Here is a 22,401-nt window from a genome sequence, read left to right on the forward strand (position 1 = left end):
CGATCGAGAAAATAACAATGGGGGCATATGATCGTGGTTTTGATAGAGATGCTTTAATAAATAATTATACAATAAAAAATATTGACGAAAATAGTAACGCTTATAAATCTGGAGTTAGAAATGGGGACATAGTTATAAAGTATGATTTTCCTAAATGGAGTTCTCCTGATCAGATAGTGACAATCAACACAATTAAAGGCGAGTTTCAATTTAGACCTGAAAGTGCTAATAAAAAAGATATATACAGGTTCAAGCCTACTTTGTCTAAAGAAGATAAGCTAAAAATCAAAAAGTTTTTTAACAGCTAAACCTTCTTTTTATCTTAAAGTATTATTAATTTTTTAATTATTTATTAATAATATCCATTGACACAACCCAATATTTAAGTTATAATTGCGTCACGATTTAATTTAAGGGGAAAAATCATGATAAAAAACTATACGGAGCCACAAACTTCAAAAAAAAACATCTAGTTACTTTGACAGTGCTACAATTCATTTTCAAAATGCTACCAAAGCTGCGACAGATTTTCACAATGTGATGCTACCTTAGCAACGGAACATGCTATTAATGTGATAGAAAACGGTGCAAAAACTGTATGTTCCGTTCAAGGTTTTGTTTCTGATGTAAACAACTCTAATTATTCTGTTGTATCTACATTTGCTCAAGCAACCGTAGTAAGCCTTGCAACTTTTGCTTATTACAATCCTCCGGTTCTTATCGGTGCTTTTACCTTAGGAGCAATTTTAATTTCGCAGTCCGATTCTATCGAATGTGTAAAAAATACAGTAAAAGCAGGACTAACTGTAGGATATGTAGCTTATGAAACTGTGGAAGGTTTAGTAGCAGGAACAGCAGGTATAGTTTCTCTTATTGCCGATAATATTTACGGTGATACCGCAGAGCTTGCCGGTGCTATTAATACTAACATGATAGAGTATTATAGTTAAAATATTGTCATACTCAATCGTCATTGCAAGGAGGTGCATGACTCTCTTATGTCATTCCCGCTTTCGCGGGAATGACATAAGAGAGTCATGCACTAGTTAAACGCTTTATTATCTCTTCTCTATCAATCAAAGGTAAAACGTCTGTGATTTCTGGTCCTGATTCTCTGGCGGTTAAAGCAAGGCGAAGAGGTAAAAATAACTCCTTACCTTTCCTGCCTGTTATATTTGTTATTTCTTTAGTCCAAATGCTCCAGCTATCTTTAGTGATTTCACCTTTCGGTAATAATTCTGCTGCTTGCTTTAAATATTCCTTATCTAAATTTAGATTTTCTACATTCGGAGTTTGATGGCAAATTTCCCACCAATCTTTTACATCACGTAATTTTTGCAAGTTAGGGCTTACCGATAACCAAAAATTTTCATCAATATACTCGGCATCTATTTCTTTAAGGCGTTCTTTTACTGTATCAAAATCTAAACTTATAAGTAATTTATGATTTAATCTTTCTAAATCTTTTGGCTGATAGATAGTTGGACTTTTAGAGAAACTACTTATCTCAAATTGATTTGCTAGCTTCTCCATTGATTTATAAGGCAAGATTTGTGCTGATGAACCAAGTAAACTAAAAAAGCTAGCGATTGCCATAGCTTCGATTCCGACTTCTTTTCTAAGAGTTGCGATTTCAAACCCTCCAACTCTTTTAGAAATTTTCTCATCTTTATTGATTATTAAACTTAAATGCCCAAAAGTCGGAGGAGTAGTATTTAAAGCCTCAAACATTTGAATTTGAATGGCGGTATTGCTAACGTGATCTTCACCCCTAATAATATGAGTAATATCATAATCAATATCGTCAATAACTGAGCATAACATATAGGTCATACTACCGTCTGCTCTTATCACTATTGGGTCGCTTAAAGCCTTGCCGTCATATTTAACTTTGCCTTTGATCATATCATGCCAGCTAATCGGTTCATGATTTACCAAAAATCTATAGTGCGGTTTTCTTCCTTGTTCTATATATTTCTTTGCTTGCTCTTCAGTTAGATTTAAGCTAGCTCGATCATAAATCGGTGGTAAACCTTTAGATAATTGAAATTTACGCTTTAATTCTAGCTCTTCAGGAGTCTCATAGCAGGCATATAATCTTTTTTTGTCTAGTAATAGATTTTTGATTTCATCATATCTACTTAAACGACTTAATTGATTAAATGTCTGATCCCAATTAATATTTAAAAATTTTAGATCTTCCTCGATAGCGTCTTTATATTCCTGTTTACTACGCTCTAAATCCGTATCGTCAAATCTTAAAATAAACTGTCCATTATGCTTCTTTGCATATAGCCAGTTAAGTAATGCTGCCCTGATATTCCCGACATGTAACATACCGGTCGGTGACGGAGCAAATCGTGTTATAACTTTTGTCATAAATAAGTAATTTTATTAATTGTCATCCCCGTGGCTTGGCCACGGGATCTTGTATCACAGCCTGTGTCCTGAGACCTCGTGATCAAGTCACGGGGTGACACTAAACCATTGACGCTTGTTTCTTCTTTAATTTCGCTTTATTCTCTTCAATTAGCTTCATCGCATCATCTAAGCTTAAATTTAGAAAATCATATTTTTTTTGCACCGAAATAAATTTACCCATATATTTTATGTAAGGACCGAATTTACCGTATCCTATAATAATTTCCTCGTCGCTATCTTTATGAATACCTATTTTTAGCGGTAAGCTTAGAAGCTTTAATGCTATATCAAGTGTAATATCATTTTGGTTCAAGCTAGCAGGCACGGGGCTACGTTTCGGCTTTACTTTGCCTTCTTGTTCGCCAAGTTGAATATAAGGTCCGTAAGGTCCTTTTTTCAGATATATTTCTACTCCGTCTTTATCCGTACCTAAAACTTTATTCTCATTAGGCATAGCGGTAGGCTCGCCTTCATTCTCGTTATTATTGTTACCGCTAACAATAGATTTTCTAAAAGTACATTCAGGGTAATTACTACATGCTAAAAACGCTCCGAACTTACCAAGCTTTAAGCTAAGCTCGCCCGTGTTACATGAAGGACAAACTTTAGATTCTTTATTCTCACCGAACAAGTGATAATCAAGGGCTTTCTGTACATAGCTAATAATCTCGGTTATTTTCTGCTCGTTTACTGATTCAATATTATGGTTAAAACTGCTCCAAAAATTATTTAAAGCAGCTTTCCATTCAAGTTTGCCGGCTGCTATTTCGTCTAATTCGTTTTCAAGTCCTGCAGTAAAATCATATTCAACGTATTTTTTGAAGAAACCGACTAAAAATACTGTTACCAAACGTCCAAGCTCTTCAGGTATAAATCGTTTTTTCTCAAGAGCAACATATTTTCGATCTTGTAAAACCGATAAAATACTAGCATAGGTCGAAGGACGACCGATCCCAAGCTCTTCAAGTTTTTTCACTAAACTTGCTTCTGAATATCTTGGAGGCGGTTCGGTAAAATGTTGATTTGGAATAACTTCTTTAGTTTTAAGTGGCTCTTGTTCTTTTAAAGGCGGAAGCATTTTATTTTCTTCTTCAGCTTCATCGTCCACACTTTCACGATAAACCTTATAAAATCCGTCAAAGGCTATAGTCGATCCGTTTGCTTTTGCCAAATATTCTTTATTTTCCGAAGCTAAATTTGCAACTACCAAATCCATTATAACATTTTTCATTTGGCAGGCTATAGTTCTTTTCCAAATCAACTCATAAAGCTTATAATAATCCTTTTCTAGCTTTTCTTTTAAGCTATCAGGAGTATAAGTAATATTTGTGGGTCTTATTGCTTCATGAGCTTCTTGAGCATTTTTTACTTTGGATTTATAAATTCTAGGGCTAGTTGGTAAATATTTATCGCCGTAACTTTTATCGATTAACTTACGTATATCTGCTATTGCATCATTTGATAATGTAATGCCGTCGGTTCTCATATAAGTAATAAGCCCTATAGTTTCCTTACCTATATCAACACCCTCATAAAGTTTTTGTGCTATTTGCATAGTCTTTTTAGCACTAAAACCTAATTTTCTTGCTGCTTCTTGTTGTAGTGATGAAGTAATAAAAGGAGGTTGTGGTTGACGTTTTTGTTGTTTTTTTTCTATCTTATCAACATGAAATTTTTGAGATTTTAATTTTTCGGTTAAATCTTTGGCGTTTTTTTCGTTAATAATTGAGAATTTTTCTAACTTCTGATCGTTTACGTGAGTCAATTTAGCAGTAAATAGTTCGTTATTACTATTTTGCATTTTAAGGCTAATATCCCAATATTCTTCTGACTTAAAACGCTCTATTTCATCTTCTCGCTCACATATTAATCGTAGAGCCACGGACTGCACACGTCCTGCCGATTTACATCCCGGTAACTTACGCCATAAAAGAGGTGAAAGGGTAAAGCCGACTAAATAGTCTAAAGCTCTTCTTGCTTGTTGGGCATTTACTAAGTTAGTGTCAAGTTTCCTAGGGTTTTCAACTGCATGAATAATTGCTTTTTTAGTGATTTCGTTAAATGCTACCCTTTTGAAAAAATCATCGGATTTAACTTGATTCTTTTCTTTTATTACCTCTGCAACATGCCATGAGATAGATTCACCCTCACGATCAGGATCGGTTGCAAGATATACTGCATCAGCTTTTTTAGCATCTTTAACTATGGTATCTACATATTTACCGGCTTTATCGGAAATATCATATTTCATTGCAAAATTTTCATCAGGTAACACCGAGCCTTTTTTAGAAGGTAAATCTCTAATATGACCGAATGATGCAATGACCTTAAACTCATCACCTAAATATTTATTTATTGTTTTTGCCTTTGCCGGCGATTCTACTATTACTAATTTCATCTACTTATTATAAACTAATGATATTTTATTATCGGCGTGACGCATTACTGTCCCGGTGAGTTCTAATTCTAATATTACCGTATATATGATAGGAAGCGGTAATTCTATTTCTTTTTGTAAACATTCAAAGTCTATGGGTACTGCCGATAATAATTCCAATATAGCAGTACGCTCCTTTTGTGACGGTTCTTTAACATATCTCGTATTTACTGTTCCTAGCTCAACAAAATCCTTAAATAATCCATCATCTTTTTTCATAAATTCTTCATATTGCGGTAAATTAGCTACAATATCGTCTACTGATTCCACTAAATATGCTCCCTCTCTAATATTTATTTGTACCTTGACGTCTTGGATCTAAAGGAAAGCCGGGAACGGCAAATATTTCCCTATTTTGTTCAAGTGCAAATTTTGCAGTTATTAATGAACCGGATTTTAAGCTTGCTGCTACTACCACTATTCCTAAGGCTAGTCCTGATATTATCCTATTACGCTGTGGAAAATGTTTTCCAAGCGGGGTAGAGCCGATAGGTAACTCAGCTAATATTAAACCTTCTTCTGCTAAATTTTCAAATAGTTTTTTATTTTCCGGTGGATATATATGATCAATACCGCCTGCAATAACTCCGAGAGTTTGAGAAATTGCAACTTGATGTACGCTGCTATCTATTCCTCGTGCTAACCCTGAAACGGTTATATAACCTTCTTTTACTAAATCATTTGCAATGTTATGAGCAAAGCTTCTTCCGTTTGCAGAGCGTTTTTTGCACCTACTATTGCAACGCATTTATTATGATTTAATAACTCTATATTACCTTTATAGCTTAATATTGGCGGTGGATCATAAATTTCAAGTAATAATTTTGATATTCCGGAGATTTATATGTGATGATCTTAGCATTGTCTTTTTCGAGAAGCTCTAACTCTTTTTCAGCATCGCTTTTACTGAAAATTTTAATTGGTTGTGACTTTCCGCCTCGCAATGAAAAATCCGGAACGTTATCTATGGCAGTTGCTGTATCACCGAATAATTTAATTAAACTAAAGAAAGTTTTAGGACCAATATTTTCACTTCTAATAAGACGTAAAATATTAATTGTTTCAATATTATAAGATATTTTAGGAGCAGAAAATAATTCTTTCAACATTATTTAGGGTTATTTGATATTGCGTTAGTGCTATATGTCATGCCTGCTTAGGCGGGAATCCAGTCAAGCATATAAAAATTTGTGTTTTTATATGCTTATTTTGTTAAATATGTAATTGTTTATCAATGTTAAGGTTATTTTTTTGCTGGATTCCCGCTTTCGCGCGAATGACATCAGAACCATGCAACAACACTAGACAAGCCACGGTAGGACAGTTTTCCACTTTAATAACACAGTAATATATTACAGCTTCTCTGCATGTGAGCTTAAATAATGTGCTATACCTTCATGTGATGGGGTAATTGCTTCCTCACCTTTATGCCAGCCGGCAGGACAAACTTCGCCGTGCTTTTGATGATGAGTTAAAGCATCGATTACTTTTAATGTATAATTAATATCACGACCGATAGGTAAGTCATTAACTAGCATGTGACGTACTATGAAATCCTTATCAATTAAAAAAGTTCCACGCAAAGCAACACCGTCTTCATTAAGTACATTATATTTGGAAGAAATATCCTTTTTTATATCGGAAACCATTGGGAATTGTACTTGTCCAAGTCCGCCTTTATTATGCGGAGTATTTTTCCAAGCTAAATGGCTAAAATGAGAATCAACGCTAACAGCTACTACTTTAGTACGTCTTTCGGTAAATTCACCAAGCTTATTGTGAAATGCTATAATTTCCGATGGACAAACAAAAGTAAAGTCTAGGGGATAAAAAAATAACACTATATTATCCCCTGCAGCATAATCGCTAAGTTTAAACTTATCGTCTATATTATTATTAGGCATAATAGCTTTAGCTGTAAAATCCGGAGCAGTTTTGCCGATAAATACTGACATATTCATAACCTTTTATTAATTAATAATCTGATATGATATATAAAACTAATTATTATTACAATAATAAATCTTTATAAATTGCTACTTATCTATTTTCGTTCCCGAAGAAGCTTTTAATTGGTTAAATATAGTTAATGCTCCGGTTACAAAACTACTCGGTTCTGAAAGATTTGCGGGTAAAATTACGGTGTTGGTATCTTTAGCCAAATTACCGAACGCACTAATATATTGCTCGGCTATTTTAAGAGCTACTGCATCACTTCCTCCCGTTTTTTGTACGGCAGTTGCGACAATCTCAATACTATTAGCCGTAGCGGTAGCGACTAAGCCTATTGCTTCAGCTTCACCTTTGGCCCTGTTAACTTGATCTGTATAAGAAGCTTCTGAATTCAGTACGATTTGTGCTTTTTCACCTTCTGCATGGTTAATTTTTGCTTGTCTATTACCTTCCGACTCTAGAATTTGAGCTCTTTTTTGACGCTCTGCCGCTACCTGCAATTCCATAGCTTTAAGTATAGTTTGCGGAGGTTGAATATCTTTAATTTCATAACGCATACATTGTATGCCCCAATTTATAGCAGCCTGATTAATAGCTGCTACAATTGCTACGTTTAAAGTTTCGCGCTCTTCAAAAGTTCTATCTAAAGGGAGTTTACCGATTTCCGAACGCATAGTAGTTTGAGCAAGCTGTGTTATGGCATAGTAAGGGTTATTCACACCATAAGATGCTGCCATTGGATCAATGATCTTAACATATAAAACACCGTCTATAGATAATGTTACGTTATCGTTTGAAATAGCTGTTTGAGCGGTAACGTCTATTGCTTCTTCTTTTAAAGTATGTTTGTATGCTACTCTCTGAATGACAGGGATGAGTAAATTTAAGCCAGGCTGCAGTACCTTATCGAATTTTCCAAGTTTTTCTACTACCCATGCTTGTTGTTGCGGTACAACTTTAACCATTTGTATTATAACTAAAATCGCTATAATACTGAAAATTAATAATGCATATTCCATAATTCAATACCTTTTTTTTATTTCCACTCTATATTATTTTTAATTATAAAAAAAGGATTTAAGTTAAACGGTACTTAATTATACATTGTTTTATCACTAAAATAGGTTTTAATTACTTTGAGTAAAGAAAGAATGCTTGAATATTCTTCAAGTTGTTCATTTACATTTTTTATCTCATTTAAAGCGCTATTAAAATCTTTCTGCAATAAATACGTTTCAGCAGCTTTATTTTGTTCTAGTGTTTTAAGTAAAATACTTTGTAACAATCTATAATAATAGTCGTCTAGTTTAGGTATATCAGACATAATAATAAATCATATAATTATTGCATTCTTAATTTATATATAAATTTTTTAATAATCCAATAATTTTTTACTAGATTTACATATACTTAAGTCTTTATCTATTATGTTGGAATCTATATTTAAACAGTTAAGGATTGAATGAAATACATAATCATGGCTAATTTCGGTATTAGCATAATTTTTAATTGAAGATACTGATTTAGGATATTTGGCTTGAAAATCATCTGATACCCAAACTATAAGAGGTACGGTTATTTGTTCTGCAAGTAGTGGACCGCCGTGACCGTAATAACCATTTTCTCCGAGGGACTCGCCGTGATCAGATACATATAATAAAAATGCATTTTTATCTTTAAGCAAATCTATTAAATGAGATAAAAAAAAATCGGTATATAAAATAGAGTTATCATAACTGTTAACTAAAGCAAGCTTATCGCAATCACTTGCATCTCCCTTAACCTTAATAGGACAGGTAGGGGTAAAATACTCAAACTCTTTTGGATATCTCGCATTATAGTTCCAATGGCTGCCGGAAGTGTGAACTACTAAAAATTGTTTCTCTGAGTTTGTTATTATTTCTTTTATAAAAGGCAATATTTTTTCATCATGATCATTTAAAGAAAATAGGGCAGAGCCGCCCGGTACTATAGTAAAATTAACGTCATTATATATACTACTGAGGTCAAAATTTGCAAAACTCCTCATTAAAGTTTGAGTACCGATCCAGGTAGTATTAAAGCCAAGATTTGTTAAAATTGATAAAAAGCTGTTCTCTTGTCTACTATTTTCAATTTGACTTGCAGGATAACGTGAAAGTAACGACGGTACGGAAAGATAGGTAAGGTTAGAAGAAGATTTAGCTTTGAAAGAAATGAGGTTTTGAATAGTCTTTAAGTAAGGAGTCGTATCTCTTTCATAACCGTTAATACCGAAATGATCAAATCTTGCTGATTCTCCTATAACTAAAACACCAATAATATCTTTATCTGACTTATCTATAAAGTTATATTGTTTGCTAATATCTATACATGCATAATTTTTATCACCGAAATTTCCGGCAAAATTAAGGTAGCTATTATGTAAATACTGAATGGGAAAATAATTTTTTAGTATCTTAAATGAAGGAGTAATAATATTATATACAAAAATAAGTAAGCAAGCGGCAGATAATAATTTTGTTACGAATGATTTAGAATTTTCGGCGGCAAAAGATTTGAGAGTATAAAAACAGGTAAAAAGGCAAAAAATTATCCATGTTATTAACTTAATGCTGGTTAATTCATAAACTTCGTTTAAATCCGTTGAGAAAAAACTACCTATTACTTGTTTAGTAGGATTGATTTTGAAGAAATAAATGTAATAACTAGCAATAGCGGATGTTATAAATAAAAACCCCATGCCGATTTTTAACACTAATCTATGTACGCTAAGACCGAAAAATGCTATAAAAGAAAACATATAAATATAGCAAAAATTTTTTGATAACTCTAATATCCCTCTAAAGATTGTTGCTTTATAATAATCAAATTTATAAATCAATATTGCGGTATTAAATAATAAACAATAAATAAAGGCTAAAATCGCCGATAATTTAATTAATTTCGTATCTAAATGTTTCTGAATAGTTTTTAGCATAAATAATAATTAATAAAGTAATTTTTATAACTATCATGATCATAAAAAATCTTCAAGAATTTTATCGGCTTTTAATACCAAATGCTCCGCTTATCGCTATTGATTACGGAAGCAAAAAATTAGGAATCGCATTATCTAATCAAGAACGTAGTATTGCTATGCCCTTAAATACTATAACCGAGATAAAAATTGTTATTACTGCCTTGCTTAATATCATCGAGAAATATAAAGTTTGCGGTGTTATAATAGGTCTACCGATTGATATGAGCGGAGCAGTAACGGAGCAAACAAATATAGTAATGAAATTTGCTGAAGAGCTAGCAAAATCTATAAACTTGCCTATATATTTACAAGATGAAAGATTAACTACCAAAGCTGCAAATAATTTCCTTAAATCGCTTGGAGTGAAAAGAAAAGACCGTAATAATAACGATGATGCAGTAGCTGCTAGTATGATTCTTGAAACCGTGCTTGATTCTATAAAAAATATTTAATTAGGAAAGAATTGAGGAGTTGTTGCATGGATCGAAAAACCTACTCAATGCCATCCCCGCGAAAGCGGGGATCCAGCAAAATAACTTCAATATTGATATAGAAGGTGCATATTTGACAAAATAAACCTATAAAAACTTGTTTTTATAGGTTTTACTGGATTCCCGCCTACGCGGGAATGACATAAAACGGTCCATGCAACAAAGCCAAGAATTTATGACCAACAAATTACCTCCTATTTCACCGGGACAAATTTTACTAGCAGAATTTATGGAACCTATGGGGATTAGTCAAAGCAAACTTGCTCGTGATATTGATGTACCCGTTACTATAATTAAGCATCATCGTTCAATGACCGCTGATACAGCCCTTCGTTTGGGTAAGTATTTTAATATTAATCCTCGTTGGTGGATGAATATGCAAGACCAATATGATTTAGAACTTGCAGAAGATGAAGGTTGGAAAATTACAGAAGATAGAGTAAGAACCTTTTCTATGGCAAGTTAATTATTTATAACTCAGTATTGTTACGCACTCAAAGCACTATTGTAAAGATATATTATTTATGATAGAACCGATTCGGTAAAAATAAATAAAATATACTATGAAAATATTAATTTTAGGTGTTACCGGTATGCTAGGTAATAGCATATTCAGGTTTTTAAGTAGTGATAAAAAATTTGACATTTTTGCGACAGCCCGAAATAATTCAGCTCGTTCTTACTTTTCTAAGGATTTATCCGATAAATTAATTACAAATGTAGATGTTGAGAACCATGATTCGTTAGTTGAGGTATTTAGTCAAACAAAACCCGATATAGTAATAAATTGTATAGGGCTTGTAAAACAATTGGCAGATGCTAATGACCCGTTAAAAGCATTACCGATAAATAGTTTGCTGCCTCATAGGCTAGCTAATTTATGTAAACTAGCTAATTCAAGGTTAATCCATATTAGTACTGATTGTGTGTTTTCAGGAAAAAAAGGTAATTATAAGGAAAGCGATTTTTCTGACTGTTATGACCTTTATGGTTGTTCAAAATTTCTTGGTGAGGTAGATTATCCGCATGCTATCACATTGCGTACTTCCATTATAGGTCATGAGCTAGCAGGCAATAGAAGCTTAATCAATTGGTTTTTAAGTGCAGAAGGTTCAGTGAAAGGGTTTGAGAAAGCTATTTATTCAGGATTCCCGACAGTAGAGCTTGCAAGAATAATAAGGGATTTTGTGTTACCTAATAAAGAGTTGCACGGGCTTTATCATGTTGCCTCAAAACCGATTAATAAGTTAGAATTGTTAAAATTAGTAGCAGAAATATATAATAAAGAAATCGATATTATTCCTTCAGATGAGCTTGTAATAGATCGCTCACTAGATAGCACTCGTTTTAATGAGGTGACGGGATATACGCCTCCTGAATGGCTTGAGCTTGTAAAGCGTATGTGTGAGTTTAAGTAAATTGTCATTGTGAATATAGGTTTGTCCACTCTTGTCATCCCGTGGCTTGTCCTATAGTACCGGACAGTTTTTAAAAAGATCTCAATGTCATCCCCGCGAAAGCAAGGATCCAGACTAAAAAATCTTTCATTTTAAAGATTTTTTATTATATAGTTTTTTTAAAGTAAAGCTTTTAAAAAAGGCTGTACTTTACTGGATTCCCTGCCTACGCGGGAATGACATAGAAGAAAAATGTCTGGTACTACGGTACTATAGGCTTGTACACGGAATCCAGCATAAAGTGAGATAAATCGAGCTTTTTATGTTTGTATTTTTTATAACTGGACCCTGTGGACAAGCCACATGATGACTACCTTAGAGTGTTTCTCGATTGACACAATGACAGAATGAATAATAACAAAATAGGTATTTATATATAATGTTTGTAGATAAAACTTTAATGATTACAGGAGGCACTGGTTCGTTTGGTAATGCGGTGCTTTCTCGTTTTCTTAAATCTGATATTATTAACGATATTAAGGAAATTCGTATTTTCAGTAGAGATGAAAAAAAACAAGAGGATATGCGTATTGCTTTAAATAATCCGAAACTTAAATTCTATATCGGGGACGTACGCAATTATAAAAGTATTGATGAGGCAATGCACGGTGTAGATTATGTATTCCATGCCGCTGCTTTAAAGCAGGTTCCGACTTGTGAATTTTATCCTATGGAAGCAATAAATACTAACGTCTTAGGTGCTGAAAATGTTTTAAGTGCTGCTATTAATAACAAAGTGACAAAAGTTATTGTACTGAGTACCGATAAGGCTGTATATCCAATTAATGCAATGGGATTATCTAAAGCATTAATGGAAAAGTTAGCAATAGCAAAAGCACGTATGCGTTCTCCAGGTGAGACTGTGCTTTGCGTCACTAGATACGGTAATGTTATGGCTTCTAGAGGTTCGGTAATTCCTCTTTTTATCAATCAAATAAAACAAGGTAAGGAATTAACCATTACAGAACCGTCAATGACACGTTTTTTAATGTCGCTTGTAGATTCGGTGGATTTAGTTTTATATGCGTTTGAGCATGGTCATCAGGGTGATATTTTCGTACAAAAATCTCCGGCAAGCACAATTGAAGTACTCGCAAAAGCGTTACAAGATATATTCGATAGCAAAAATGAAATACGTTTTATCGGTACACGTCACGGCGAAAAACATTACGAATCATTAGTATCATCAGAAGAAATGGCAAAAGCTGATGATTTAAGGGATTATTACCGTATTCCTATGGACGGGCGCGATCTTAATTATGCAAAATATTTTGTTGAAGGTGAAAAGAAAGTAGCACTTTTAGAGGATTACACTTCCCATAATACAAAACGTTTAAATTTAGAAGAAGTAAAAGAGTTATTACTGACTCTTGATTACGTACAAGAGGAGCTAAAAAATGCTTAAGGTAATGACAATTGTCGGTACTCGTCCTGAACTTATTAAACTATGCTGCGTGATTTCCGAGTTTGATAAATATACTAATCACATCCTAGTTCACACCGGTCAAAATTATGCATATGAATTACATCAGGTTTTTTTTGATGATATGGGAATTAGAAAACCCGATTATTTCTTAGAAGTAGCAGCAGATAATACGGCAAAATCTATCGGGCTTATTATCGAAAAAGTTGATGAAGTACTTGAGAAAGAAAAGCCCGACGCCGTTTTATTTTACGGTGATACTAATTCATGTTTATCGGCAATGGCCGCTAAACGCCGTAAAATTCCGATTTTTCATATGGAAGCGGGAAATCGTTGTTTTGATCAGCGTGTACCTGAAGAAATAAACCGTAAAATCATTGATCATATTAGTGACGTTAACATTACGTTAACTGAGCATGCAAGACGTTATTTAATTTTCGAAGGTTTACCGCCTGAGCTTATTTTTAAATCAGGTTCACATATGCCTGAGGTCCTTGATCGCTTTATGCCTAAAATATTAAAGTCTGATATTTTAGATAAATTGTCACTTACCACAAAGCAATATTTCTTAATTAGCTCACATCGTGAGGAAAATGTTGATGTCAAAAATAATCTGAAAGAATTATTAAGTAGTTTACAAACGCTTATTAAAGAGTATAATTTTCCTGTAATCTTCTCAACACACCCAAGGACTAAAAAAAGGCTTGAGGATTTAGAGGGGGTTAGAGAACTTGGCGATAAAATAAGATTTTTGCCGGCCTTCGGGTTTACGGACTACGTCAAACTTCAGATGAATGCATTTTGTATTTTATCCGATAGCGGTACTATCACTGAAGAGGTGTCTATACTTAATTTACCTGCTTTAAATATTCGAGAAGCACATGAACGGCCTGAAGGTATGGACGCCGGAACGCTTATTATGTCGGGTTTTAAGGCTGAACGGGTACTACAATCGGTGAAAGCTATTACGGAAGAACACAAGAATAATAAACGCTTGCAAGATATCGTGCCGGATTATGCAGCAGCAGGACTTGTATCAAAGAAAATATTACGTATAGTGTTAAGTTATGTGGATTATGTTAACCGTACAGTATGGTTTAAAAAGTAATCCTATTCATTATTATCATATCAAAAACATGAAATTCTTTAAATTAATAAAACTTAACACTTTATTTTTAAGTGTTTTTTTACTAATAACTCTTATATCTTCTTTTTGCTATTCCAAAGAAAATTCTTATCAAAAAATAGTTTTCCTTGTTAGTACAGAGACATTCGGCGGCAAAGGCGTATACGCAATGTATAATGAGATGAAAAAAATAGGTCATGATGTCAAAATTGTAATAGTACCTCATCCTCATCCCAATATTCAAGGAGGAATAGATACCGGGTTTATTAGTAAATTTGATACACAAGATGTGATATATCCATGCGGTAAGTATGCTTCTTATTCAAATGTTAATACAAAATGTGAAATTTCTGAACTAAAAAATTATCAGCCGGATTTTATCTTTACGCAAAACCCTTACGAAAATTTTCAAGGCTATATATCAGAACCTTTTACGGTTGCTAATTTGTATAAGAGCTTTAGAGGAACTAAAACAAAAATTATGTATATAGTCTATGGTCCGCATATCTTTCATCAAAAAAATATTGATGATGATAAGTTATCAAGTTGCATAGAGACGGTATTTGTTGATTCAGAAAGTACCAAGGATATCTTTATTAGTAATTATAAATTTCCTAAGGATAGAGTTATTGTTTCAGGTTATCAACCATACTATGAAGTAAGAAATTATAATATTAAAGAAAAACCAAACTCGGAAACCATTTTATGGCTTCCTAGATGGGAATTATCATTTAAAAATAGAGATTTATATGAAGGAGGTTCTACTTTCTTAAATTATCACTATTTTTTCTATAATTATGCATTACAACATCCTAATATTCATTTTATTATAAGACCGCATGTTACACTATTTACCTATGCGGTCGGTAAAAATTACTTAAGCCAAAGTGATATGGATAATATATTAAATAGATTTAACTCTTTAAACAATGTTACTGTTTCTGCACATGCATTCAGGTCGTTACTGGATGATATAATGGTGTCAGATATTGTAATAAGTGACGGTACTTCATCTCTTGCTGAAGTAGTAGTTGCCGATAAGCCTATAATTTACTTAAGTAATGGTTGGAATAATGAATTTAATAGTAATGCTCTATCTAAAGAATTAAAAAAATATATGTATTTTGCTTATGAGCCGCAAGATATTATTAACTATATAGAATTTATTAAGCAAAATCATTATTTACCTTATCATGAAAATAGTAGTGGCAGAAATCAATTTAAAAAGATGCTTGATCCTGTAGAAAACCCTGCTGTATTTATCGCCGAATATTTATTAAAATTATAATAGTTTAAATAATTTATGTTAGAAGAAATTTATAATGATGGAGAAAGATTAATTCCTGGGGAAACTTATGATGTTTTAGAGGTAATGCGTCATAAAAGTAGCTATAAAAAATTATAGAAGCCGATATACTTAATAGCCCATTAATGCTAAATCAAAAAATAAAAATTTTAGATATATGTTGTGGAACGGGACACGGAACTTTCATGTTAGCGATATATTAGGAGTAGAAATTACAGCAATAGATATCAGTAAAGAATCTATAATTTATGCTGAACAAAATTATGGAGCATCTAATATACAATATATTAAATCTGATTTAGTTAGTTTTATTAAAAAGACAGAAGAATATGATTATATTGTATCACGACATGTACTTGAGCATATTGAAGATGGGTTAAATCTAGCACTTAATCTTAAATATAAAAAACGATTAATAGTAAATGTACCTTTTAATGAACCGGAAGGGAATATACATCATTTAGTTAATTGCATTACTGAAAAAGACTTTGAATCATATCCGAACAAAGAATTTTTCTATAAGGAGTAGATGGTGTAACTAACGACACGCATTCTGACAAAATCCTCCTAATTCTATAATCTGTATATCTAGTAACTCAGATTTAAAGCCTATAAAACAATTATTTAACTATCCAATTTCAGCTTGGACTCTGGAATTTTTAGAAAAGCTAGGTTTGCAATCCCAAGATATATTAAAACAATTGCTGCAAACTAGAGATGCATTTAAAAATAGCGAAGAGAAAAACTTAAACTATGAAATTAAATAATACTGTAACAGAGCTAAATAATGCTTTAGAAGAAATAAAAATTCTTAAAAATAAACTAATTATTAGTGAAGAAGAAAAATCTATTTTTCTAAAGCTCTATAGAAAATTTAAACAATAAAACTAACACTTTATAAATTATTTTTAAAAGTTATGACAACTAGAAAAGATAAACCTCTAAATATTTATCATACTTTAGTTTCCATTATTATACCTGTTTATAATGGGGCTAATTATATGAAAGAAGCTATAAATAGTGCTTTAGCACAAACTTACAAAAATATTGAAATTATTGTTGTTAATGATGGTTCAAAAGATAATGGAGAGACAGAATGTGTAGCATTATCATATGGTGATAAAATACGCTATTTTCATAAAGAAAACGGAGGTTGCGGTTCGGCCTTAAATTACGGTATAAAAAACATGAAAGGGGAATATTTTTCGTGGCTTAGCCATGATGATATATATTATCCTAATAAAATCGAGCATCAAGTTGACATATTAAATAAATTAGATAATAAAGATACTATCATTTACGGTGGTTATGAATTAATCGATGAAAAAGGCAACTCTCTACGTTATATTAAACCGGATAGTGTGCTACCTATAAATAAACTTAATATTTCTTTATTACCTTTATTACGAGGATTAATACATGGTTGTTCGTTATTGATTCCTGCTAAATATTTTCATGAAGTCGGTATATTTAATGAGGCTTTGCCGACAACACAAGATTATGATTTATGGTTTAAAATTTTCCGTGTTGCCCCTATTCATTTTGACGAATCTATCCTAATTAAATCTCGTTTTCATTCAGAGCAAGGTAGTAAAAAAATAGCAAATCATAACGAAGAATGTAATGTATTATGGTCATCGTTTCTTCACGAGTTAACAGAAGAAGAAATGATCAAAATGGAAGGTTCTCCTTATTTATTTTTAACTCGTACAGCTACTTTTTTATCCAATAATACTCCGTATAAAAAAGCCTGTGATTTAGCAAATACTATGGCTCAACAAATACTAAATGATACTAAAATTAGTGTTATTATACCGGTATATAATAGAATAAATTGGGCAATTGAAGCTATAGAAAGTGTACTTATTCAAACACACAAAAATTTTGAGATACTTATAATAGATGATGGGTCGACTGATGATATATCAGAATTAACTTCAATATGCAAGAAAGATAAAAGAATCAAATATTTTCATAAAAAAAATGAAGGACCTGCTGCTGCACGTAACTTAGGTATTAAAAATGCTATAGGAAAATATATTGCTTTCCTTGATTCAGACGATTTATTTTATAAGGATAAAATAGAAATCCAATTAAAGTTTATGGAAGAAAATAATTTTATATTTTCTCATACTTCATATCAAAAAATAAATGAAAAAGGAAAATATATAGAATCGGTTCATTCCGGGTTTTTTAGTGGCAATGTTTTTCCTCAAGTCATACAAACTTGTCCAATAGCAATGCCGACAGTTATGGGAACTTTGACATTATTCCAAGAAAATTTATTTCCTGAAAATATAAGAAGCGGTGAAGATTGTTGTTTATGGATATCTATTGCTAGTAAAAACTCAATAGGCGGTATAGACAAAGAATTGTCTAAAGTACGAATTAGCGGTGGTACTAATACGTTTATGGACCCAAATAAATATTCAGTAGGTTTAATAAATATTACTTCTTATGTTCTTAATGATTCTTATTTAAGTAAATTTAGTCCGTTTACTATTAATTTGTTATTAGCAGCTGTTACACAATTAAGATTACTAGAAAATAAAAATGAAGACTATAAAAAAAGTAATATTTCTTTTTTCAAAAATAACTATGTAATTCAAAAAATACGAACCTATTGCTTTGTGACAAAAATTTTGATTTTATTAACTATTACTTCTATAAGGCAAGAAGGAATACGTGCAACAATCTCTAGAATACAGAGATGGCTTAAAAAGCATATATAAATAACTATTCCTCAAGTATCTTAACTTTTGAACCGTCACCAATTTTAGTCATACCTTCGGTAACGACTAAGTCACCTGCTTTAATATCGTCAGAGATAATTTCAATTAGACCTTTTGTACGTGTACCGATTTTTACATATAATTGTTTTATCGTATAACCGTCTATTTTATAAATAAAATTACCCTGATTATTTCGTTGAATACAACTTTCAGGAACGGTTAGGTTTTTATGAGGGTTAATTATAAGCGTAACATCTACAAAGCTATTATGCAGGATTTTTGTACCCATAGGTAAAATAATTTTAGCTGTTAAAGTACCATTATCTGATAAGTAATGCGATACTGCCCCGATTGTACTTTTAATTTTGCCTGCAATTAAAACTTCAGTATCGACTCCAACTTTTCCGCTTAAAGACTCCGGCAATTCAATAAAAATACTTTGTGAGTTTTCTGTTCCGGTAATGCTAAAAAGATAGTCACCTATTTTTACTTCATCGCCGACCATAGACTTAATTACGCCTATTTTACCGGAGTATGGTGCAGTAATTATCATATCATTATATGTTTTTAGAGCTTTGGAATAATTAAATTTTGCATCTTCAAGTTCGCTTTTTGACCTTTTATATTCCTCGTTGCTTACAAATTTTTTAGCGAATAAAGCTTTTTTTCTATTATAATCTTCTTGTTTTGTATTTAATAACGCTGCTGCTCTAGATTTAGTGGTTTCTGCTATGTTTTTATCTATAACTAGCAATATATCCCCTTTTTTTACTATTTCTCCTTGATGTGCTGAGACTTGTTCAACTACTCCGGTGGTATTAGCATAATAATCACGACTATTATCATTCTGGCATTGCCCTACAATATTAAATATGTCGTAAAGCTCGGCAATTTGTACTTTAGTTGCTTTTACTCCTGTAATTTTTTCTTCTTCCTTTTTACTTGCCATAGTAGCAAGCGAGATAAGTAAGGTAAAAAGAACAATAAGTTTTGCAGACATAATATTATACTCTAAGGTGAATAGGTGTCATCTAGTAGTTTGTCCACGGCATCTAGGAAAAGCCACTAAAAGTGTATGTTGTTGTGACATTTTTAGCTGGATACTGTGGACAAGCTACTAGATGACAAAGTATGCTTTTTAAGTTCCTCATCCGTTAACCATTGATATTCTTTTTCTAGAATTTCAAATCTGATTTTTTCTAATTGTGTATCAAGAACAGGTTCGGGAACGATAGCAGAACCGGTAAACTCAAATCCTTGATAGTTAATTTTTAGTTTCTTACACATTTCTTGTAATGATAATAAATTTTCTTTTATATCATCGATAAATGTTATTGATTGTGGATAATAATTTGTTTTTCGTAATACATACTCAAGCATGCTTCCTTTATCATATTCTGCAGTGTAAATTATTCCGTCTTTTAATGTAGGTTTACCGTAGCCGGCATTAAAATCTTCTATTATTATCTCATCTTCTAAAGGTGAAAATTCTTGAAAATTTACCTTTAATTCAGTGAGTTCACGAATTCTCCATTCGATCATATCTTCAATTACGCCGAATTTACCGGTAGGAAGTTTAGTAAGACCCATTGCCGGTACATTTTTTTCTGTAAGTAGAGCAAATATCGTTAAGATATCTGGGTTAACAAATCTAGCTTTCCTATCTTTAAGAACAATACTAAGTAATAATTCACATTCTTTTCTAGTAAGTCTTTTTTCAATGTTCTTCATTAATTCTTTTCTATAATCATGTGTTAACCTAGATTCATCACTATCCATTACAATTACTTCATCTACATCAAAAAGCACCAAGCTAGTATTATCGGCTTGTTTTACCGCTTCTATAACTTCTTTAAAATCATGAACTTTATTTATTTTGCTATACATATTTATTGTTTATTTAATATTACTTAAGAGTCTAATTACTTCTTCTAAGGAATTTGTCATTACCTTTAAATCTTCTTCTCTAGATAAATTATGGTGACCGTCTTTAATTAGCTTCATTACTATTTGTTTGCTCGTTATTTTTTCTAATAATTTTACTGAAACATTATAAGGTACGTCTTCATCTAACATCCCATGAATTAGATGTACCGGTATATTTATATCCATCTGTTTCTTTGTCAATAATAAATGTTTTTTTGCATCTTCTATCAGTTTATAGCTTATAGGATATTTATGCTCACAATTTTTACCGCTTACTTCTAGTATTCCCTCTTTTTGCATCTTATTTTGATCATTTAGAGATATATTTTGCCAAATATTTTCAGTAAAATCTGGAGCAGGGGCTACACACACAAGTCCCTTTATTTTATCAGGAAATCTTAAAGCCGCAAGAAGTGCTAGCCATCCTCCCATGCTCGAACCTACTAATATCGCCTCCGTATTAATTAATTTGTCTAAAATTAGTGATACTCCTTCTAACCAATCACTAATTGTTTGATCCTTAAATTGTTCCGATGCGTTTCCATGGCCGAAATTATCAAAAACAATAAAATTATAATTGTTTTTTTTACAATAATCTATTAAATAGATAGCCTTAGTTGATTGCATACTAGACATCAAGCCGTGTAAAAAAATTACAGATGGAATATTTGTATTAATTATTCTATAATTATCATAGACAATAAATTTGTCTTGTGTTTTATTATAAAGCTTGTGCATTTTAAATAATTATTTTAATAGATTGAGATTTAATGCCTTCATTAAAGTCAAGTAAACGATACAATAAATATACTATTTTGCAAGTAGTTCCTGCTCTAGTTTCGGGAGGGGTTGAAAGAGGTACTATAGAAGTTGCAAAATATCTTAAAATTTTCGGTCATACTCCTATCATAATTTCAGCAGGCGGTACTCTAGTTAAAGAGTTAGATAAGGAAGATATATTACATATTGAAATGAATAGTAGCAGTAAAAATCCTTTTGTAATTCTGAATAATGCAAAATTGATAGCAGAAATAATTAAAAAATATAATGTTGATATAGTTCATACAAGATCAAGAGCACCGGCATGGAGTTCATATCTAGCAACAAAATGGACAAATGCTAAATTTTTGACTACCTTTCATGGGGTTTATAATATTCCGAATAGTTTTAAAAAATATTATAATAGCATAATGCTAAAAGGCAAGAAAGTTATTGCCGTGTCTAATTTTGTAAAACAACACTTGCTCGAAAACTATAAAATTGATGAAGATAAAATAGTAGTAATTAAGCGTGGAGTGAATTGTGATTATTTCGATCCTGCAAATTTAACGCCGGAAAAACTTGAAAAATGTCGTGATAAATATGATGTACCGAGTAACGTGCCGATAATATTCATGCCTTCTAGAATGACAAGCTGGAAAGGACATCTTGTTCTAGTAGAAGCATTAAGTAAATTAAAACATAGAGACTTTTATTGTTTAATGGTCGGTGATATATCTAGACATCCCAATTTTACTAATAGAGTAAAAGAGCTTATAGCTAATCTAAAACTTCAAAATAAAATTCAAATTTTCGGTAATGATTCGGATATAATAAACCTATATGGGATTTCCGATATTATCGTTTCTGCCTCAATCGAGCCTGAAGCTTTCGGGCGTACTATTATAGAAGGGCAGGCGATGGAGAAGCTTGTTATTGCAACTAATATCGGCGGGGCAGTAGAGACAATAAATAATAATATAACCGGTTTCCACGTAGCACCAAATAATGCCGAAGCGTTAGCACAGCAAATCGATTATTGTTTCTCGATTTTAGGTACTGATACTGCTAAGAAAATCCAAGAAGCGGCAAGACATACGGTAATTAATAATTTCTCTCTTGATCTGATGCTAAGAAAAAACCTTGCAATCTATAAAGAAATCTTAAAAAACTCCCATAGTTGAACATCTAGATTTAGTATATACTCATGATAAATGAAAAGTAGTCAAGTATATAGGGTTGAATAGAATAGCTTTAATGATTCCAATTTTTTTCTTTTGACTGCCACTTGGTGCATTTATTACATCATAATTTTTATCACTTAAGTGCATAATTAATGTACCTAGATCTAATTTTATAAATAGTGTGT

The 22,401-nt window shown here is 32.0% G+C and carries 22 protein-coding genes and 2 pseudogenes; 12 read left to right on the forward strand and 12 right to left on the reverse strand.

Annotated elements, in window-relative coordinates; all coding sequences use genetic code 11:
• Nucleotides 1-17: 17 nt before the first annotated feature.
• The gene (locus A3305_RS05520) at nucleotides 18-308 is read left to right on the forward strand and encodes a hypothetical protein (protein WP_045799321.1); all 291 of its coding nucleotides are present in this window, start codon (nucleotides 18-20) and stop codon (nucleotides 306-308) included.
• Between the two features lie 264 nt (nucleotides 309-572).
• Nucleotides 573-950, forward strand: coding sequence for a hypothetical protein (locus tag A3305_RS10615; RefSeq protein WP_014392082.1), 378 nt, complete (start codon nucleotides 573-575; stop codon nucleotides 948-950).
• Nucleotides 951-1,035: 85 nt separating this feature from the next.
• Here A3305_RS10615 and gltX read toward each other — a convergent pair whose 3' ends face one another.
• From gltX to A3305_RS05565, 9 genes and pseudogenes are all read right to left on the reverse strand, one after another.
• A complete protein-coding gene (gltX, locus tag A3305_RS05530) occupies nucleotides 1,036-2,379 on the reverse strand; it encodes a glutamate--tRNA ligase (protein WP_014392083.1) in 1,344 nt (447 codons plus the stop codon).
• A 100-nt stretch (nucleotides 2,380-2,479) separates the two neighbouring features.
• Nucleotides 2,480-4,819, reverse strand: coding sequence for a type I DNA topoisomerase (gene topA, locus A3305_RS05535; protein WP_014392084.1), 2,340 nt, complete (start codon nucleotides 4,817-4,819; stop codon nucleotides 2,480-2,482).
• Nucleotides 4,820-5,128, reverse strand: coding sequence for a hypothetical protein (locus A3305_RS05540; RefSeq protein ID WP_082069279.1), 309 nt, complete (start codon nucleotides 5,126-5,128; stop codon nucleotides 4,820-4,822).
• Nucleotides 5,129-5,144: 16 nt separating this feature from the next.
• Nucleotides 5,145-5,698, reverse strand: a pseudogene (locus A3305_RS10620) (DNA-processing protein DprA).
• Entirely contained in the window at nucleotides 5,644-5,967 is a 324-nt protein-coding gene (locus tag A3305_RS05545; protein WP_014392085.1) for a hypothetical protein, read from the reverse strand. The pseudogene A3305_RS10620 and the gene A3305_RS05545 overlap by 55 nt, the downstream one beginning before the upstream one ends.
• Nucleotides 5,968-6,210: 243 nt before the next feature.
• Nucleotides 6,211-6,813, reverse strand: a complete 603-nt coding sequence (locus tag A3305_RS05550; RefSeq protein ID WP_014392086.1) for a peroxiredoxin — start codon at nucleotides 6,811-6,813, stop codon at nucleotides 6,211-6,213.
• An 81-nt stretch (nucleotides 6,814-6,894) separates the two neighbouring features.
• Nucleotides 6,895-7,830 (reverse strand): SPFH domain-containing protein, encoded by a 936-nt coding sequence (locus tag A3305_RS05555; protein WP_014365972.1) that lies wholly within the window; start codon nucleotides 7,828-7,830, stop codon nucleotides 6,895-6,897.
• A 74-nt stretch (nucleotides 7,831-7,904) separates the two neighbouring features.
• Entirely contained in the window at nucleotides 7,905-8,135 is a 231-nt protein-coding gene (locus A3305_RS05560) for a hypothetical protein (protein ID WP_014392087.1), read from the reverse strand.
• Nucleotides 8,136-8,183: 48 nt separating this feature from the next.
• Nucleotides 8,184-9,770 carry a phosphoethanolamine transferase gene (locus tag A3305_RS05565; protein ID WP_014392088.1) on the reverse strand — a complete coding sequence of 529 codons (1,587 nt, stop codon included), beginning with the start codon at nucleotides 9,768-9,770 and terminating at the stop codon, nucleotides 8,184-8,186.
• Between the two features lie 35 nt (nucleotides 9,771-9,805).
• Here A3305_RS05565 and ruvX point away from each other — a divergent pair, with 35 nt between their 5' ends.
• The 9 genes and pseudogenes from ruvX to A3305_RS05610 all read left to right on the forward strand — a co-directional run bounded on the left by ruvX (nucleotide 9,806) and on the right by A3305_RS05610 (nucleotide 18,347).
• Nucleotides 9,806-10,264: a Holliday junction resolvase RuvX gene (ruvX, locus tag A3305_RS05570; RefSeq protein ID WP_014392089.1), complete on the forward strand. Its 459-nt coding sequence runs from the start codon at nucleotides 9,806-9,808 to the stop codon at nucleotides 10,262-10,264.
• Nucleotides 10,265-10,457: 193 nt separating this feature from the next.
• Nucleotides 10,458-10,769, forward strand: coding sequence for a HigA family addiction module antitoxin (locus tag A3305_RS05575; RefSeq protein ID WP_014392090.1), 312 nt, complete (start codon nucleotides 10,458-10,460; stop codon nucleotides 10,767-10,769).
• Nucleotides 10,770-10,866: 97 nt separating this feature from the next.
• Nucleotides 10,867-11,721, forward strand: a complete 855-nt coding sequence (locus A3305_RS05580) for a dTDP-4-dehydrorhamnose reductase family protein (RefSeq protein WP_014392091.1) — start codon at nucleotides 10,867-10,869, stop codon at nucleotides 11,719-11,721.
• A 418-nt stretch (nucleotides 11,722-12,139) separates the two neighbouring features.
• Complete coding sequence (capD, locus tag A3305_RS05590; protein ID WP_014392092.1) at nucleotides 12,140-13,165, forward strand: UDP-glucose 4-epimerase; 1,026 nt, start codon at nucleotides 12,140-12,142, stop codon at nucleotides 13,163-13,165.
• A complete protein-coding gene (gene wecB, locus A3305_RS05595; protein WP_014392093.1) occupies nucleotides 13,158-14,291 on the forward strand; it encodes a non-hydrolyzing UDP-N-acetylglucosamine 2-epimerase in 1,134 nt (377 codons plus the stop codon). Before capD ends, wecB begins: the two co-directional genes overlap by 8 nt.
• On the forward strand, nucleotides 14,251-15,597 hold the full coding sequence (locus tag A3305_RS05600) for a hypothetical protein (RefSeq protein WP_014392094.1): 1,347 nt from the start codon (nucleotides 14,251-14,253) through the stop codon (nucleotides 15,595-15,597). Before wecB ends, A3305_RS05600 begins: the two co-directional genes overlap by 41 nt.
• Before the next feature lie 15 nt (nucleotides 15,598-15,612).
• A pseudogene (locus A3305_RS05605) lies at nucleotides 15,613-16,084 on the forward strand (class I SAM-dependent methyltransferase); the annotation flags it as partial.
• Between the two features lie 284 nt (nucleotides 16,085-16,368).
• Entirely contained in the window at nucleotides 16,369-16,500 is a 132-nt protein-coding gene (locus A3305_RS11265; RefSeq protein ID WP_014392095.1) for a hypothetical protein, read from the forward strand.
• A 32-nt stretch (nucleotides 16,501-16,532) separates the two neighbouring features.
• Entirely contained in the window at nucleotides 16,533-18,347 is a 1,815-nt protein-coding gene (locus A3305_RS05610; RefSeq protein ID WP_014392096.1) for a glycosyltransferase family 2 protein, read from the forward strand.
• Nucleotides 18,348-18,351: 4 nt separating this feature from the next.
• Here the strand turns inward: A3305_RS05610 and A3305_RS05615 are convergent, their stop codons facing one another.
• From A3305_RS05615 to A3305_RS05625, 3 genes are all read right to left on the reverse strand, one after another.
• Nucleotides 18,352-19,350 (reverse strand): efflux RND transporter periplasmic adaptor subunit, encoded by a 999-nt coding sequence (locus A3305_RS05615; protein WP_193353173.1) that lies wholly within the window; start codon nucleotides 19,348-19,350, stop codon nucleotides 18,352-18,354.
• Between the two features lie 89 nt (nucleotides 19,351-19,439).
• The gene (locus A3305_RS05620) at nucleotides 19,440-20,234 is read right to left on the reverse strand and encodes a DUF2608 domain-containing protein (RefSeq protein ID WP_014392098.1); all 795 of its coding nucleotides are present in this window, start codon (nucleotides 20,232-20,234) and stop codon (nucleotides 19,440-19,442) included.
• A 9-nt stretch (nucleotides 20,235-20,243) separates the two neighbouring features.
• Complete coding sequence (locus tag A3305_RS05625) at nucleotides 20,244-21,011, reverse strand: alpha/beta hydrolase (protein WP_014392099.1); 768 nt, start codon at nucleotides 21,009-21,011, stop codon at nucleotides 20,244-20,246.
• Nucleotides 21,012-21,043: 32 nt separating this feature from the next.
• Here A3305_RS05625 and A3305_RS05630 point away from each other — a divergent pair, with 32 nt between their 5' ends.
• Entirely contained in the window at nucleotides 21,044-22,216 is a 1,173-nt protein-coding gene (locus tag A3305_RS05630) for a glycosyltransferase family 4 protein (protein WP_081120888.1), read from the forward strand.
• Nucleotides 22,217-22,401 lie beyond the last annotated feature (185 nt).

Origin of the sequence: Rickettsia amblyommatis, from assembly GCF_002078335.1 — a bacterium.
GTDB classification, from domain to species: domain Bacteria; phylum Pseudomonadota; class Alphaproteobacteria; order Rickettsiales; family Rickettsiaceae; genus Rickettsia; species Rickettsia rickettsii.

What these genes read in the sequence shown, in the direction of transcription:
- A3305_RS05550 (WP_014392086.1), bottom strand. Translation starts at nt 6,813, where the DNA reads ATGTCAGTATTTATCGGCAAAACTGCTCCGGATTTTACAGCTAAAGCT.
- A3305_RS05630 (WP_081120888.1), top strand. Translation starts at nt 21,044, where the DNA reads ATGCCTTCATTAAAGTCAAGTAAACGATACAATAAATATACTATTTTG.
- topA (WP_014392084.1), bottom strand. Translation starts at nt 4,819, where the DNA reads ATGAAATTAGTAATAGTAGAATCGCCGGCAAAGGCAAAAACAATAAAT.
- A3305_RS05620 (WP_014392098.1), bottom strand. Translation starts at nt 20,234, where the DNA reads ATGTATAGCAAAATAAATAAAGTTCATGATTTTAAAGAAGTTATAGAA.
- A3305_RS05580 (WP_014392091.1), top strand. Translation starts at nt 10,867, where the DNA reads ATGAAAATATTAATTTTAGGTGTTACCGGTATGCTAGGTAATAGCATA.
- A3305_RS05555 (WP_014365972.1), bottom strand. Translation starts at nt 7,830, where the DNA reads ATGGAATATGCATTATTAATTTTCAGTATTATAGCGATTTTAGTTATA.
- ruvX (WP_014392089.1), top strand. Translation starts at nt 9,806, where the DNA reads ATGATCATAAAAAATCTTCAAGAATTTTATCGGCTTTTAATACCAAAT.
- A3305_RS05575 (WP_014392090.1), top strand. Translation starts at nt 10,458, where the DNA reads ATGCAACAAAGCCAAGAATTTATGACCAACAAATTACCTCCTATTTCA.
- A3305_RS05610 (WP_014392096.1), top strand. Translation starts at nt 16,533, where the DNA reads ATGACAACTAGAAAAGATAAACCTCTAAATATTTATCATACTTTAGTT.
- A3305_RS11265 (WP_014392095.1), top strand. Translation starts at nt 16,369, where the DNA reads ATGAAATTAAATAATACTGTAACAGAGCTAAATAATGCTTTAGAAGAA.
- gltX (WP_014392083.1), bottom strand. Translation starts at nt 2,379, where the DNA reads ATGACAAAAGTTATAACACGATTTGCTCCGTCACCGACCGGTATGTTA.
- A3305_RS05520 (WP_045799321.1), top strand. Translation starts at nt 18, where the DNA reads ATGGGGGCATATGATCGTGGTTTTGATAGAGATGCTTTAATAAATAAT.
- A3305_RS05560 (WP_014392087.1), bottom strand. Translation starts at nt 8,135, where the DNA reads ATGTCTGATATACCTAAACTAGACGACTATTATTATAGATTGTTACAA.
- A3305_RS05625 (WP_014392099.1), bottom strand. Translation starts at nt 21,011, where the DNA reads ATGCACAAGCTTTATAATAAAACACAAGACAAATTTATTGTCTATGAT.
- wecB (WP_014392093.1), top strand. Translation starts at nt 13,158, where the DNA reads ATGCTTAAGGTAATGACAATTGTCGGTACTCGTCCTGAACTTATTAAA.
- A3305_RS05545 (WP_014392085.1), bottom strand. Translation starts at nt 5,967, where the DNA reads ATGTTGAAAGAATTATTTTCTGCTCCTAAAATATCTTATAATATTGAA.
- A3305_RS05600 (WP_014392094.1), top strand. Translation starts at nt 14,251, where the DNA reads ATGTGGATTATGTTAACCGTACAGTATGGTTTAAAAAGTAATCCTATT.
- capD (WP_014392092.1), top strand. Translation starts at nt 12,140, where the DNA reads ATGTTTGTAGATAAAACTTTAATGATTACAGGAGGCACTGGTTCGTTT.
- A3305_RS05565 (WP_014392088.1), bottom strand. Translation starts at nt 9,770, where the DNA reads ATGCTAAAAACTATTCAGAAACATTTAGATACGAAATTAATTAAATTA.